Consider the following 13,608-nt stretch of genomic DNA (forward strand, 5'->3'; position numbering starts at 1 on the left):
GTTTCCAAAAAAAATGGAATTTCTATAAATTTTTTCATTTTTTGTAAAAAAAAGTGTTATATTTACATATATGAAATGCGTTTCCAAAATAAATGTCTTTATGTATTTCGACTACGTCGAGTACCTGGACGCGGTCGTCAAGGAGTTTTTGGCCGTCCCGGGCAGCTCCATGCGTAGCCTGCAAGAGACGCTCGGCATGAAGGGTTCCGCTTTCTTCAGCCGCATTTTGGACCGTTCCCGCCCACTCTCGTTTGCAAATGCAAAGACGCTCGCCGCCTCGCTCGAGATGGGCGATACCGAGGCGGAATACTTTTTGCTCCTCGTGAAGTTCGGCAACGAAAAGGACGTGGATAAGCGCGACGCTCTTTTGAAACAGCTCATCGCCATCCGCGGCAAGAACGCGGAATACGCCCTTGAAGATTCCAGGCTGAACTTTTTTGGCAAGTGGTACATCCCTGTAATCCGCGACTTGCTGCCACTTTTGCCTGCAAACACAAGCGCAAAGAAGATCGGCCGCATGATGGTCCCCGCCCTCAAGGAATCGCAAGTGCAGAACGCCATCGACTACCTTTTAAAAAATGGTTTTATTTTGAAAGAGGGCGATGGTCGCTATACGGTGGCAGAGCCGATTGTCGCGACGCCACCGCGTGTGCGTTCCGCGGTGCTTCGCAAATATCACAAGAAGAACCTGGAAATCAACGAGGAAGTCTACGACCTGCTCGGTGGCGACGACCGCAGCATCACTTCGGTCACGTGCAGCCTCTCGAAGGAAAGTTTTGAAAAAATCCGCAAGGAAATCGCCGACATGCGTGAACGCATTTTAGCCATCGCCCGCGAAGACACGAACCCCACCATGGTATGCCACGCCGGATTCCAATTAGTGCCGCGTGCACGCAAGATTGCCGAAGGAGGCGACCATGAATAAAAAGCTATGGCTTGTTTTATTCGCGCTTTTATTCGCAGCCTGCAGCGACAACGGTTCCTCGCCAAGCGTGGCGAACGGCACCGGGTCTAACGCCGGCAAAACGGAAATTGCATGCATCGACACGCTCGCCCTCGTGGACGAAAACGGCAACGCCCTCCTGAACGGCACCGCCGAAATCTGGGAACTCGACGAAAGCGCGCCCACGCTCGTCCGTACCCTCGTGGCGGATTCCACTGGGGTCATCACATACGAAGCGAGTCCCGCAGCGAATCACGACGCGCCCGCTTTGCAGAAGCCCGCCTACCGCATGCTTGCCGCCTACGCAGGCGACAGCCTCGCCGGAATGACGCGCCTCGAAAACGGCGGAGCCCTCCCCAAAAGCGTCACGCTTGCAAAGGCAGGTGTTGTGTTTGGCCGCATTGTCGACGGAATGGCGAGTGTCGACGCAGAAGTCCGCATTCTCGGGAAAACAGCGAGCGCCCGCTCCGGTAGCTACACTATCACCGGGCTCCCGAAGGGTGTGCACTTCGCCTACGTGGATGCCGATTCCTACGGCAGCGGAATGTACCAGGTGACCGCCGGCACTGTAGCCGTCGATACCACAGACCAAGAACCGCAAGAGCCCGGGATTACCAATCCCCCGCAGGGAACCGCTGAAGCATCCCCCGAAAGCGCATTCCCGAACTCCTTCGACGTTTCTAAGCAGATTTCCACGGAGCAGTTCATCCGCGTCGAAGACTTTGAGAACTGGGGGAATCGCAAGACACTCATCGGGCAAATCTACGGAGGCGGCTCCTGGTTCGAGAGCAGCGATTCCTCAATGGGCGGCGGCAGCTATATTCAACCGAGCATCTGGAGCGAGCACGTGTTCCTCCCGACATACGGCTCTTACAGCGGAACCGGGATTTACACGGGCCTCTTTGCGGATTCTTCCTTTGCGCAAAAGTTCGCGGGCATCGGGTTCAACCTGGGCGCAGATTACGAAGACGTAACCGCCGATGTTCCCGCGTTCTACGATTTGAGCAGCATGGAGAGTATCGCCTTCTACGCCAAGGGTACCGGGACCATAAAGCTACAGCTCACTTGCAAGGGCGAATCGGGCAAGACGTTCTACAGTGTCCCCGTGGAACTGCAAGACAAGTACCAGGAATACCGCATAACGCCTGCCGACTTTATCGCCGCAAACGGGTCAGTTGACCTGGAAGAGGTGAACAGCATCAGTTTCGTCGCCGAGGAGAACGCAGATATCATGCTCGACGAAATCAGGATTTACGGGCTCTCCATCTTTGAGTGGGAAGGGCTCGGGCATAATTAACAACGGAGTGTTATATGAAAAAAAGGTTATTCAGCATCGCGATGGCAGGCGCGCTCGTAGCGGGCCTTGCCACATCGGCCTTCGCCACCATCAAGCCCACCCGCGTGGGACCCGTAAGCGAATACGGCGCCTTGCATGCAGGGTACATCATTAATGACGGCTGCGGGAGCAGCACTGAGGTATGCGATCCGCTTCCTTCCCCGGGCGCCATTCTGGGCAGCTGGAATGGGAGCCCCGTAAGCGTTCAGGGCATGAGCCTCACCTGGAGCCAGTACTGGCCCTACGGCAGCAGCTTTTACGGCGGCTCCTACATCGACACCCTCGTGGGTGCTTGGCATGTGGAGCTCGTTCGCGCCGCCATGGGCGTTGTGCCGCCTTGGGGCCATTTCAGCTACATGAAGAACCCCGCCTACTTTGAATCGCAAATGGATACAGTGGTACAGGCCGCTATCCGTAACGACATCTACGTGCTCATTGACTGGCATTCCGAAGGTGGTTACTTCAACTGCATCCACCCCGGTCAAACGCCCAAGCTCAAGTTCAACGACAACAAGGAATGCTTTACCGCAGCCGACGCCGCCAAGTTCTTTGGCAAAATGGCCGAACGCTACGGCAAGTACCCGCACGTGATTTTTGAAATCTACAACGAACCCGTCGCCGAATCCTGGGATGACCTCAAGGCCTACGCCGACACCGTCATTACGGAAATCCGCAGGTATTCCAACAACCTCGTCATCATGGGAACTCCGCAATGGTCTTCGCAGGCAGGCGATGCTATCAAGAATCCCATCCAAGACAAGAATGTCGCCTACTCCTACCACTTCTATGCCGATATCCACAAGACCGACGAGCACACCGCAAGTTCGCAAAAGGCCATTGATGCAGGGCTCCCCGTGTTCATCACCGAATGGGGCGGCATTGACAAAATCTTCTCGAACGCAAGCCAAAAGGAACAGCTGGAAAAATTCCTCACTTGGCGCAACAAGAACAAGCTTTCCAGCGCCAAGTGGGACGTGGAAAAGCCCTTCCTCACCGACAGCGACGTAGACCAGTACACCCTCAATACCTTGATGCCGAAACTCCACACCTACCAGAAGCACTTCAACTGGGAAACGGAAATCAAGGACAGCCTCCCGATAATCATCAATTACAACTCCGCGAACCTGCTCCTTGGCAATTGGAAATACGAAACCGACTCCACTGTCGCCGACGGGGACGGCAAATACGGACATTCCGGAGCGGAATTCTATGGTGCAAAGGCTGACGACGGAAACGGCGCACCGGGCACGGCTGGCGCTACGGAGTTCAAGTTCTCCCTCAACGGAATCAAGCTCGATACCGCAGGCACGGGCTACGCCTACGCGCCTTACGTGAACGTGACCCTTGAACTTCCGGAGCTCGCATACGAACCCTGCCCTCCAGAAGTGGATTGCGGTCCTCAATATCCTACGGAGCTCGGATATTGCGACATGGTGAGCTACAAGTACAAGGGCACGAACCACCAGTTCACCGCATTCGAGGAATGGAATCTGTCGGAGACCGTTTACGGCGAGGGCTCCTGGGACTACGCCTTTGTAGAAATGCCCTACAGCCCTGAATGGACCACCGTCTACGTGGACCTAGGCTGGATGCGTCGTAACGCCTGGCAGGCAGGCCTCCCCGAAGGTATAAACCTCGAAGCTACTACAGGGCTCCGCTTCGCCATCCGTGACGAAGCCTTTGACAACAAACTCGAAGTCACCGGGCTTTCGTGCGTCAAGGGCGTTAAGAACTATACCCCCGTTACGCCGCCGGTTTCTATCAAGAAGCAGAACCGCATCGCAAGCAATGCAAGTAACATCAGTGTTGCGACCCAAGGCAAGCTTATTGCTGTCGATGGGCTTGCAAGCTTTAACGGAAAGAAATTTGCGCTCGTGAACAGCATGGGCCAAACACTCAACCGCGGCACCGTGCAGGGCAACAGCCTCCGCCTCATGGCTCCGCGAAGTGGTCGCTATATGTTGTTTATTCGGGGTGAGGGCGTAAACATTACACGCGTTATTAGTATAAAGTAAAAAAAAAGGAGAACAAAGATGAATAAAAAGACATACGCTGCATTGATGTTCGCCACATCGCTCGCCTTTGTGGCATGCGGCGATGACAGCAGTTCAACCAATGCTCCCGTTGACCAGAACGAAGAATCCACCGTGACATCGTCCGAAACGACTGATGGCGTTTCTTCCGAATCAAAGAGCGACGAAACCAGTTCATCGTCCGAAACAAAGGGTGGCGAAGGGAGTTCCTCTTCGACGATTGAGAGCTCCAGTTCGTCCGTCGCAAGTCCCTCTTCCGCCGACGTGAGCTCGTCTTCCGTGGTTGCGAGTTCCTCTTCCGCAGTCATGAGCTCGTCTTCTGTGGTCGCAAGCTCCTCTTCCGCCGACGTGAGCTCGTCTTCTGTGGTCGCAAGCTCCTCTTCCGCCGACGTGAGCTCGTCTTCCGAAGCGAACCTCCATATTGACCTCTCAAAAATCCCAGAAGAATGCACTGACAAGAAAAACGGCAACGTCTATATTGTCATAGACCAAGACATCACCGAAATCGTACAGTGCAAGGACAGACAGTGGGAATACGCAGAGAATTGTGCGTTCACAGGTGAAAACGTTAACAGCCTTTTCATCATTAGCGGCAATCCGGGCGACGATAAACCCACCGCAAAATGCAACTCTAAAGGCAAATGGGTAATAACCCATCAAGGCGACCTCAACCTTGACCAAGTCATTGAAGAATGCAATGCAAAAAATGACGAAGCACTTTTCGTTCTTGACGGCAACATGGTCATTCAATGCAAAAGCAACCAATGGACTCTCTCTGAAAGTTGCTCCGAGGGCGAAGAAGTTCACCGCGAAACATGGACATTCTCCATTCCTAGCGGAGGCTCGGAACGCTACGCTGTCTGCGAAAGCGGCGAGTGGGTCATGAAGACCGGCGCATGCATAGGCTGCGCCCCGATGCCATAAAAAGCTCGCGTCACTTCGCTGGGGCAATAGGCCCCACCGATTGTGTCATAAGGATTTCTTCGGACGGGGAAAGCTTGAGTGCCTTGCCTAGCTTTACCTTGTCAAAGGATCCTCGTACCACATTGCCGTAACCCTTGGACGCCGCAAAGAGCGCCACGTTTTGCGACATCGCGCCGGCACTGAACGCACCCATGCGCACCTTGTCGGCGTCGGTCTTGCCGCCCGAAAGGTTCTTGTCGATGACATACACCAGGTTCACAGCAGCCTTGCCCACAAAGTCCTGCATGCCAGCGTCCTTACGAAAGTCCCCTTTGTTCACAAAGAGGGCTTTTTTTTCGTTGGGCAAAAACTTGTATACACCCTGCTTGGTAACGGCATACACAAAGACTTCCTTTTTGCCAAGGGCAGTGGGCACGGTGAGCCCGCCGTTTTCGCGGTTCTCGCCCGAGGCGCACCACAAAATTTCAGCGACTTGCGTCGAACTAAAATCCGAATCCACAAACGTGCGGTCGCTATGGCGCGACTCGATCGCCTTGACCAGCGTGTAACCGCCGTCCTTGGGCGGCATGACGATGATATCTTGGGGCGGCTCCAAGGCGAAGGTGACAGTCGCCGCAGCGGCAAGCGTAAGGGCAACGGCGCCCAAGCTCTTTATAAAACAAATGCGCATAGGTATTTCTCCACAAAGAAATATATATTCTAAATGCAAAAAACGCCCCGGCTTTTGCCGAGGCGTTTTACATATTCTTATTTACTAGAAAAACACAGGCGGCCAACGCGGGTTCTTGGAACTCATGTCAATCTTGTAGAAGTCCTTCTCGAAACGTCCGTCGTCGAGGCCGTACATCTGCATCACGTGGCGGGCAATCCACTTGCCGAGCTTGAGCACGGTGAGCTTCTTGCGGAGGCGGCCCTGGCAGTCACGGTTCATGATGTCGGGGAGCGTCGACGTAGTAAGGATTTCGTCAATGGCGGGGCTGTTGAGCTTTTCGCGGGCTTCGGCACTGGTGTGGAAGTGCGTCACGCCGAAGCACACACGGTTGGGGTGGCCCTTCTTGATGTGTTCGCAGCACTGCACGATCGTCGTACCCGTGCGCACCATGTCGTCAAACACGATCACGTCCTTGCCCTCGATTTCTTCGATACTGATGTCGGAGAGTTCCGGGTTGAAGGTCATGCTGATTTCGCGTTCGCCCGTACGGACCTTATCCATCACCACGCGCTTGCATTCCGGGAGGCCTAGGGCTTCGTAAACGGCGTTCATGAACGGTCGTGCGCCCTTATCGGGGGAGACGATCACAAGGTTGTTGCCGTCCTTGCCGGTCTGCACGAAGTTGCTGCTCTTGATGTAGTGGGCGTAAACATCCGTCGGGATGAGGTTGTGGAAGTTGCCCTCGAAAATTTCGCTGAAGAGGTTCTGCACCTTGATGCTGTGGTTGTGACAGGTCACCACAGCATCAACACCGGCGGTCTTCAAAAGCTGGGCGTAAAGGAGGCTCGTAAAAGCCTGGCCGTCGAACTTCTTGAGGTCGGTCACCGGGCGGTCCTTTTCGAGTTCGCCTACGCGGTGCGGACCGCGGTCCTGGGCGCTGTAAAAGAGGTCGGGTTCCACAAGCACCACCTGCTCGGCACCGTTGTCCTTGGCAGCGCGGGCGAGGATGCAGTTACGCATGGCGTAGTCGTTGCGGCTACGGTCGTGGTTCGAAACCGAGCAAATCAAAACGATCTTGCCTTCCAAGCGCCTGCCGATATGGTCCATGTCATCCACATCAAGTCCGTAGCGGGGGCAGAACTCGGAGTTGGCGAAAGTCTTCAAAGAGACCACGTCGGAGATGTCTTCGCGGAGACCGATGTATTGCGCAATGTCGATGGCAAACGGATCATCGGTAAAGTTTCCAGTTACGATAAAACGATCTGACATATTTTAGCCTTGATGTTGAGGTTGAACCATTTGGTATGGGCAAATATAGAATAATTCAAGACCCAAATTCAAGGTCGTCTTACAATAGGCGACTTTTCAAAAAAAAGACTTTCGCCTTTATTTGGCGAAAGCCTTAAATAAGATTCGAATTATTGTTATTGATTTAGAAACAAGCAGGACAAGGCGCGAGCTCCCGTAGCGTACTAAAACGTACGTGAGGGAGCGAGCTATACGACACTTGAGGCGTAGCCTCTTAGTGGGAGTTATCCCCTTTGGGGAAACGCCGTAATGCGCAGTTTATAAATCAATAATGCGGTCGTTCTGGAGAAGCTGCTCGAACGTCTGCCTTTCGCGGATGACCTTCAGTTCGCCGTTCGTGTACATGGTCTCGGCGGCGTAGCGGCGGCTGTTGTAGTTGCTGCTCATGGCGGCACCGTAGGCACCTGCGTCATGGAGAATCAAAAGATCGCCGACCTTCGCCTTCGGGAGCTTGCGCGTCACCACGAAGCCGCCTTCTTCCTGCGTGAACACGTCACCGGATTCGCAGAGCGGGCCAGCCACCACTGCGTCGACCATCTCGTTCATCTCGCGACCGTCGCGGGCGATGATGGAAATGCCGTGATAACTGCCGTAGAAGCTCGGGCGAACGAGGTCGGTAAAGCCGGCGTCGAGCAGGTAGAACAAATTGTCGCCCTGTTTTTTGACGGCGCGGATTTCGGCCATCAGGTAACCGCTTTCGGCCACCAGGTAGCGACCGGGTTCGACTTCCAGGTGAACCTCGTGGCCGATGCTCTGCTGGATGTTCTTGCGGGCCTTGTCCCACAGGTCGTAGTAGGCCTGCATGTCAATGCGGTTGCCCTTGTCTTCCTCATGGTACGGAATCGGGAGGCCGCCCCCTGCACTGATGGTGCGGAGATGGCTACCCAGGCGGCGGCTAGCGTCGACCATCGCGTCGCAAACCTGCGAGAGGTGCTCGAAGTCGGAGCCGGAACCGATGTGCATGTGGAGCCCGGTAATCCACATGCCGTTTGCCTGCGCGAGCTTGACGCAGTCCTTGATCTGCTCGTGCCACACGCCGTGCTTGCTGAGCGGGCCACCGGTATTCACCTTGCTCGAATGCCCGTGACCAAATCCCGGATTCACGCGGAGCGTAAGTTCCGACTTCACGCCGAAATCGGCGAGCTGCTGGATCATGTCGGGGGAACCGACGTTCACCGCGATGTCGTATTTCTTCACGAGTTCAAGCGCGTCGCGGTCGAAGATGTCTGCGGTGTAGACAATTTCGGGAGCCTTGCCCTTCTGCTGACCACCCTTGAAACCCGCCTTCAACGCGCGGACGATTTCGCCTGCAGAAACGGCATCCACCACGCCACCGAGCTTGCGTACGAGCGCTACGATGGAGAGGTTCGGGCATGCCTTCTGGGCAAAACGCACCGTGTCGAAAACCTGAACTTCCTTCACGCGCTTCTCGATGGTGGCGCGGTCATAGAGCCAGAGGGGGGTGCCGTACTGTTCGGCAGCCTTCACAAAAACTTCTTGGGGGATGGAATAATTCATGGGGGGAAAGATAGTAAAAGGCGGGAGCCCCGCGAGGTATTACTTTGCGGCGGGCAGCAGTCCCCGCGTTGGTTCCGCCACAGACTTTACACAAAATGAAAAATGCCGGGTAATTGGCCCGGCGCAATATGCCAAGATTTTATTCCTGCTTAAATGTCAGCCGCTTGGCCATTATCCACAGGCCATCTTTCGGGTTGCCGTCTTTATCGACAAGAATATTTATCATGGAATCCACCTTTACGGCACTCTCTTTATCGGAATACCAATCGCTGGCGACATTCGAACCATAAATACTGTCAAGGGCGTTTTTTATCCGCCAAGTATCCCAGTTACTCGCCAAGCCTCCCGGAAAAGCAATCAACTGCAAGTATTCCAATTCCAGCGTGTCCCCATTAGCATCAACCGGCAAATCATTCCTCGTGAAAATATACCGACAAAGACTATCTGGGGAACACCAACTCAGCCCTTTCCGCTTGTAAATAAGGTCACCCTTTGTCGTTTTCGCAAGTACATACGTATTCGTGTTATAACGCCACACCCGTTCAGTGTAAATCCAGCGGGCAAACTCCCCCTCAAAACAAGGTGCGTCAGCAGCGCAATCAATTTCTTCCAAGCGGTCCGTATACTCCGGAACAAAAGAGATAAAGTTTATTTTAAAATCATATTGGAGGGAATCCACCTTCTTGGGCACAATCCACGACTGGTACACTATGGCACACGATACTTCCGCTGCAGTGTCCGCTCCTAGAAAATCAACCAGTTTTGCGCTATCTGCTTCAACACGGATATCCGGACGAAGGCGTTCGCTTTCGCGCTCCAAAACCTTAAGTGGTAAGTGCAAAGTATCGCCGTCTTTCGCAATGATGCAATCCGACTGTGCGGAATCCACATAAGCGTATTCATAGTCCCAGTCAAAAGTCGCATGCCTGTAATGGCTCTCTATATCAAAGAACAGCTTGCCCTTCTTGAACGTACGCGGTCCCTTGACATCATTCGATTCTTCCTGCCGGTACTCTCCAAGAATCACGTAGTCACCCGGTTCCTTCGACGGAGTCAAACGGTACTTCGCATGAAAATTCCCGCACTGCGCCGAGTCAAGGCTCCATTCTATCACATGTTCGTTTTCGATATCGGGCACCATGATCTTCAAGGACGTATCCCTGTCGTAAAAGAACGCGAATTCATTCTCGACAGGCTTGCCATCGACCTTGATGCGCACGTCCTCGTAACCGCAGTCGGGATAAAATTGTTCCGTATGGCACCAGAAATGTATTTTAAGGTTATACTGCAGGCTGGGCAGACGCACTTCTACCGTAGTATCAATTTCGGTGTGCCAATCGGGACATTCATATCCATCTTGCGTCTCGGTCACGGGAGTCTGGTCCAAATACGCATACAACGTAGAATATCCCGCAAAGCCCTCGGGAGTCGGTTTCGCTGACGATGAACTATCCGACGTACATGCATAAATGCAAAATAGAACCAAAAGCAACAACAATCTCTTCATGCAAAACTCTCCTTTCTCCAAAAATAGTTTTCTGCAATCTAGCAAAAAAAGGCCCCGGTAACCCGGAGCCTTCCGATAAACGAACAAAAAAGCGCGATTAGACGTGCTTGATCTTGTTGTCGCCTGCGTCCCAGTTCTTGCCGTCACATACGAACTTGTATTCGTAATCGCCAGCAGAGAGAGAGATCTTGGCAGTCCAGAGACCTGTCTTCTTGTCCTTCTTGAGCATGTCCTTGTCGACAGCCCAGTTGTTGAAGGAACCGGCGACGGAAACGGTCGTTGCGAGCGGGCAGTCAGCGACGAATTCGACGGTGACCTTCTTCGCGGCGGCGGCCTTCGGAGCGGCCTTCTTTTCGGCGGCCGGCTTGGCAGCAGCCTTCGGGGCAGCCTTCTTGGCGGCGGGCTTTGCACAAGCCTTAGCGCAAGCCTTCTTTTCGGCAGCCGGCTTGGCGGCGGCCTTCTTTGCAGGGGCCTTTGCGACCTTGTTTGCAGTAGTCTTAGCCATGATTTTATCTCCTAATGTTAAGTTCGGGTTCAAAGTTAGTAAAAAATAAGTTTCGTGGCTAGATGTAAAATGAAGGCGTTTTGGGGGCTGACGATGCGTATTTGTGGTTTGGTGATGTGTATTTCTGGTTTGGTGATGCGCCGGGCCTTGCTTTTTGCTAATTTTGGCATATGCTCAAACAAATTATCGCCCCCAGCGTGCTGAACGCTAACTTCCTCGAACTCGGTAACGGCCTCAAGGCCATCGAAAACGGTGGCGCCGGCCTCGTGCACCTCGACATCATGGACGGGCACTTCGTGCCGAACATCAGTTTCGGCCCGGGGATTTCCGCATGCGTGGGCAAGGGCACCAAGCTCCCGCTCGATTGTCACCTGATGATCGAGAATCCCGAGAAGTACGTGGGCGAATTCGCGAAGGCGGGCGCAAGCATCATTAGCGTGCATGCCGAAACCACGAACCACCTCGACCGCCTGGTGCACCAGATCAGGGAACTCGACGTGAAGCCCGCAGTGGCCATCAACCCGGCAACCCCGCTCGAAAGCATCAAGTACGTGCTCGACATCGTGGACATGGTGCTCGTGATGTCGGTGAACCCAGGCTTTGGCGGCCAGAGCCTGATCCCGTATTGCCTCGACAAGATTCGCGAGCTGCGCCAAATGAAGCCCGAATTGGACATCCAGATTGACGGCGGCGTGAAACTCGACAACATCCTCGCCTGCAAGGAAGCGGGCGCGAACGTGTTCGTGGTAGGTTCCGCGATTTTCGGAAAGAGCGACCCCGAGGCCGTGTGCCGCGAATTCGTCAAAGCCGTGAACGGCTAAGACTTCACGTTACTTTTTAGCCTTAGCCGGTGCGGTCTTTGCAGCTTCTTCTTCCGGCTTCGGTTTCGTGTCTTCGAGCAGACGGTCTGCCCACTCGTCCCAGAACCTGCACCTTTCGCCCTCGAGCTTCATCTTGGCGAACTTCACGGGCTCGGTCTCGACGGCGAGCGTCACGACCGATTCCTTGTAGGCCTGCGGGAGCCCCGCCACATGCGCCATGCGTTTCTTGAGCTCGGCGACGGTCGCATCCAAAATGTCGGTCTCAAAGCGACGCTCGATGTAGCGGCGCGTAATAAAGCCGAGTGACATAAAGTAATCGCCCTGGTTCCCTTCGGCAAGGTAGTTCCTATTGCGAAGTTCCTTGAGAGCCAGTACCGCCTCCTCGTAGGGAGGAAGCCTAGGCGCGAGCCCACCCTTGGCAAACTTCTTGTGCAACAACCATCCCAGCAAAACCAACAGGCCTACGCCCAAAACGCCAAACACAACGTAGAGCCACTGCGGCAGGCGCGGGTCGGCGAGCGGCGCTTCGACATCTAAAATATCGGTCTCCTCGCCGGTGGTGCGGGTTGCGACCTTCACCGCCACGGGGTCAGTGTGCGTCTTGACGGTATCGGTCCCGACAATGGCGTTCACCTCTTGCGGGGCAATCAAAAAGTCACCGCTCACAAAAGTGTTGAGTGTCGCCAGCCACGTGAACTTGGCGGTTCCCTTGGGCATGCCCTCGGTGACCTTCTCGTTCTTCATCTCCTTGACCTCGAAGCTGCCGAGGTTCCCCACAAAACTGGGCAAGTCAACGACGGCATTCTCGGGGGCGGTGACGGCGATTTCATAGTTGAACATGTCGCCCACAAAAACCTGGGCGTTATCGACCTGCGCCTTGACCGACATGTCGAAAGCAAGGGCAGGGGCTGCAAAAACAACGGAAAATAGGGCTGCGACTAGTGCCGCCCTGGATTTTTCAAGAACCGATTTATCAAAAAATTCGCAGGACATATAGACCTCTCGGTACGCTAATATACAAAAAACTATATTTGAAAAGGTATGAATCGTCTCCGGACCATTTTGGTAGCCGTACTCGCCAGCGCCCTGTTCGCGTTTGCGGCGGGTACCACGCCGGATTCAAGCAAGGTTGAAACTCCGCCGGACACGAGCAAGGCCGCCATCGCGCCGGGCTCCTCGTTCCACATAACGCACAACCACGTGTTTACGCTTTTGGGAGTGCTGATTACGCATCACGGGCTCCGCAATTCCGAGACCCTGCACAACTGGCCGTTTTTTTCGATAGGAGCGCCGGCACTGAGCTCGACCACCAAGCTGCAAAAGGATTTTAGCAAGCTCCTCACGGTGACGGGCGACGCGAACGCAAGCCTCACGCCGGTGAACGTGGGCGCCACCCTCGGGACCGACCTGCAATTGATCCACCTCTTGGAGGCGGGAGTCAAGGGCTCGGTGAGCTCGGCATGGAACTATGGCCGCACCAGCACATTCATGGGCGTATACGACCCCGAAGAACGCACTTTTGACCAGGACATCTTTATGACCGAGGCAGCGTTCAGCATTACCTACAAGGCAGGTCTCAGCATACCGCTGATGATGTTTTTGCCCAAGAGCGACTGGACCAAGATCATTTTGAAGGTGGGCGTGAGCCGCGAAACTTCCACCTACACCGGCGCAAGCGATGGTGAGCCGTGGAAGGCGGGCACCGACACGCGCGTGAACGGCGACCGCGGCGAACTCTCGGGGACGCTCATGTACATTTTGCCGTTCGAGCGCCTGTACATGGCGATGGTCACGGTAAAGGCGAGCAGGTTTATGCACGAGTACGAATTCGACAAAATCTACTGGGAGTACGACCCGAAATTCTTGATGGTGGGAGTCACGCCCACGGTGATGTTCAAGATGATGGAAAACTGGAACGGCATGGTGATGGCGCCCATTATGCGTGAGCGCAAGTTCAACAAGCGCCGTTACGAATCAAACGAGGAACTTATGCTCAAGCGCGTGGGCGCCGAATGGCACTTGAATGCGGTGATGTGCATGGTCAACTACGTTTTTTAAATG

Annotated in this window: 12 protein-coding genes; 6 read left to right on the forward strand and 6 right to left on the reverse strand. The window is 54.4% G+C overall.

Annotated features, from left to right (window positions below; translation table 11 throughout):
- The first annotated feature begins 70 nt into the window (after positions 1-70).
- Genes BUB55_RS06565 through BUB55_RS06580 form a run of 4 tightly spaced genes read left to right on the forward strand, consistent with a single transcriptional unit; the run spans position 71 to position 5,236 of the window.
- Entirely contained in the window at positions 71-925 is an 855-nt protein-coding gene (locus tag BUB55_RS06565; protein ID WP_073189303.1) for a TIGR02147 family protein, read from the forward strand.
- Positions 918-2,240 carry a hypothetical protein gene (locus tag BUB55_RS06570; RefSeq protein WP_073189305.1) on the forward strand — a complete coding sequence of 441 codons (1,323 nt, stop codon included), beginning with the start codon at positions 918-920 and terminating at the stop codon, positions 2,238-2,240. The genes BUB55_RS06565 and BUB55_RS06570 overlap by 8 nt, the downstream gene beginning before the upstream one ends.
- A 14-nt stretch (positions 2,241-2,254) precedes the next feature.
- On the forward strand, positions 2,255-4,294 hold the full coding sequence (locus tag BUB55_RS06575) for a glycoside hydrolase family 5 protein (RefSeq protein WP_234971831.1): 2,040 nt from the start codon (positions 2,255-2,257) through the stop codon (positions 4,292-4,294).
- 18 nt (positions 4,295-4,312) lie between these two features.
- On the forward strand, positions 4,313-5,236 hold the full coding sequence (locus BUB55_RS06580; RefSeq protein WP_073189308.1) for a hypothetical protein: 924 nt from the start codon (positions 4,313-4,315) through the stop codon (positions 5,234-5,236).
- A gap of 10 nt (positions 5,237-5,246) precedes the next feature.
- Here BUB55_RS06580 and BUB55_RS06585 read toward each other — a convergent pair whose 3' ends face one another.
- From BUB55_RS06585 to BUB55_RS06605, 5 genes are all read right to left on the reverse strand, one after another.
- Positions 5,247-5,906 carry a nitroreductase family protein gene (locus BUB55_RS06585; RefSeq protein ID WP_083596917.1) on the reverse strand — a complete coding sequence of 220 codons (660 nt, stop codon included), beginning with the start codon at positions 5,904-5,906 and terminating at the stop codon, positions 5,247-5,249.
- 84 nt (positions 5,907-5,990) lie between these two features.
- Positions 5,991-7,157, reverse strand: coding sequence for a ribose-phosphate diphosphokinase (locus BUB55_RS06590; RefSeq protein ID WP_073189310.1), 1,167 nt, complete (start codon positions 7,155-7,157; stop codon positions 5,991-5,993).
- A gap of 297 nt (positions 7,158-7,454) precedes the next feature.
- Complete coding sequence (gene lysA / locus BUB55_RS06595) at positions 7,455-8,714, reverse strand: diaminopimelate decarboxylase (protein ID WP_073189312.1); 1,260 nt, start codon at positions 8,712-8,714, stop codon at positions 7,455-7,457.
- 139 nt (positions 8,715-8,853) lie between these two features.
- Complete coding sequence (locus BUB55_RS06600; protein ID WP_143152948.1) at positions 8,854-10,221, reverse strand: hypothetical protein; 1,368 nt, start codon at positions 10,219-10,221, stop codon at positions 8,854-8,856.
- A gap of 97 nt (positions 10,222-10,318) precedes the next feature.
- The gene (locus tag BUB55_RS06605; protein WP_073189316.1) at positions 10,319-10,726 is read right to left on the reverse strand and encodes a glycogen-binding domain-containing protein; all 408 of its coding nucleotides are present in this window, start codon (positions 10,724-10,726) and stop codon (positions 10,319-10,321) included.
- 170 nt (positions 10,727-10,896) lie between these two features.
- On the opposite strand from BUB55_RS06605, the gene rpe reads away from it, so the two are divergent.
- Positions 10,897-11,547: a ribulose-phosphate 3-epimerase gene (gene rpe / locus BUB55_RS06610; RefSeq protein WP_073189317.1), complete on the forward strand. Its 651-nt coding sequence runs from the start codon at positions 10,897-10,899 to the stop codon at positions 11,545-11,547.
- Positions 11,548-11,556: 9 nt separating this feature from the next.
- Here rpe and BUB55_RS06615 read toward each other — a convergent pair whose 3' ends face one another.
- Positions 11,557-12,540 carry a hypothetical protein gene (locus BUB55_RS06615; protein WP_234971832.1) on the reverse strand — a complete coding sequence of 328 codons (984 nt, stop codon included), beginning with the start codon at positions 12,538-12,540 and terminating at the stop codon, positions 11,557-11,559.
- A gap of 48 nt (positions 12,541-12,588) precedes the next feature.
- Here BUB55_RS06615 and BUB55_RS06620 point away from each other — a divergent pair, with 48 nt between their 5' ends.
- Complete coding sequence (locus tag BUB55_RS06620; RefSeq protein ID WP_073189319.1) at positions 12,589-13,605, forward strand: hypothetical protein; 1,017 nt, start codon at positions 12,589-12,591, stop codon at positions 13,603-13,605.
- The last annotated feature ends 3 nt before the right edge of the window (positions 13,606-13,608 follow it).

This window comes from Fibrobacter sp. UWP2, from assembly GCF_900141705.1.
Lineage (GTDB): Bacteria > Fibrobacterota > Fibrobacteria > Fibrobacterales > Fibrobacteraceae > Fibrobacter.

Bases quoted from the DNA above. Each gene is read 5' to 3' on its own strand.
- lysA (WP_073189312.1), bottom strand. From the start codon at position 8,714: ATGAATTATTCCATCCCCCAAGAAGTTTTTGTGAAGGCTGCCGAACAG.
- BUB55_RS06585 (WP_083596917.1), bottom strand. From the start codon at position 5,906: ATGCGCATTTGTTTTATAAAGAGCTTGGGCGCCGTTGCCCTTACGCTT.
- BUB55_RS06580 (WP_073189308.1), top strand. From the start codon at position 4,313: ATGAATAAAAAGACATACGCTGCATTGATGTTCGCCACATCGCTCGCC.
- BUB55_RS06570 (WP_073189305.1), top strand. From the start codon at position 918: ATGAATAAAAAGCTATGGCTTGTTTTATTCGCGCTTTTATTCGCAGCC.
- BUB55_RS06605 (WP_073189316.1), bottom strand. From the start codon at position 10,726: ATGGCTAAGACTACTGCAAACAAGGTCGCAAAGGCCCCTGCAAAGAAG.
- BUB55_RS06575 (WP_234971831.1), top strand. From the start codon at position 2,255: ATGAAAAAAAGGTTATTCAGCATCGCGATGGCAGGCGCGCTCGTAGCG.
- rpe (WP_073189317.1), top strand. From the start codon at position 10,897: ATGCTCAAACAAATTATCGCCCCCAGCGTGCTGAACGCTAACTTCCTC.
- BUB55_RS06615 (WP_234971832.1), bottom strand. From the start codon at position 12,540: ATGTCCTGCGAATTTTTTGATAAATCGGTTCTTGAAAAATCCAGGGCG.
- BUB55_RS06620 (WP_073189319.1), top strand. From the start codon at position 12,589: ATGAATCGTCTCCGGACCATTTTGGTAGCCGTACTCGCCAGCGCCCTG.
- BUB55_RS06565 (WP_073189303.1), top strand. From the start codon at position 71: ATGAAATGCGTTTCCAAAATAAATGTCTTTATGTATTTCGACTACGTC.
- BUB55_RS06600 (WP_143152948.1), bottom strand. From the start codon at position 10,221: ATGAAGAGATTGTTGTTGCTTTTGGTTCTATTTTGCATTTATGCATGT.
- BUB55_RS06590 (WP_073189310.1), bottom strand. From the start codon at position 7,157: ATGTCAGATCGTTTTATCGTAACTGGAAACTTTACCGATGATCCGTTT.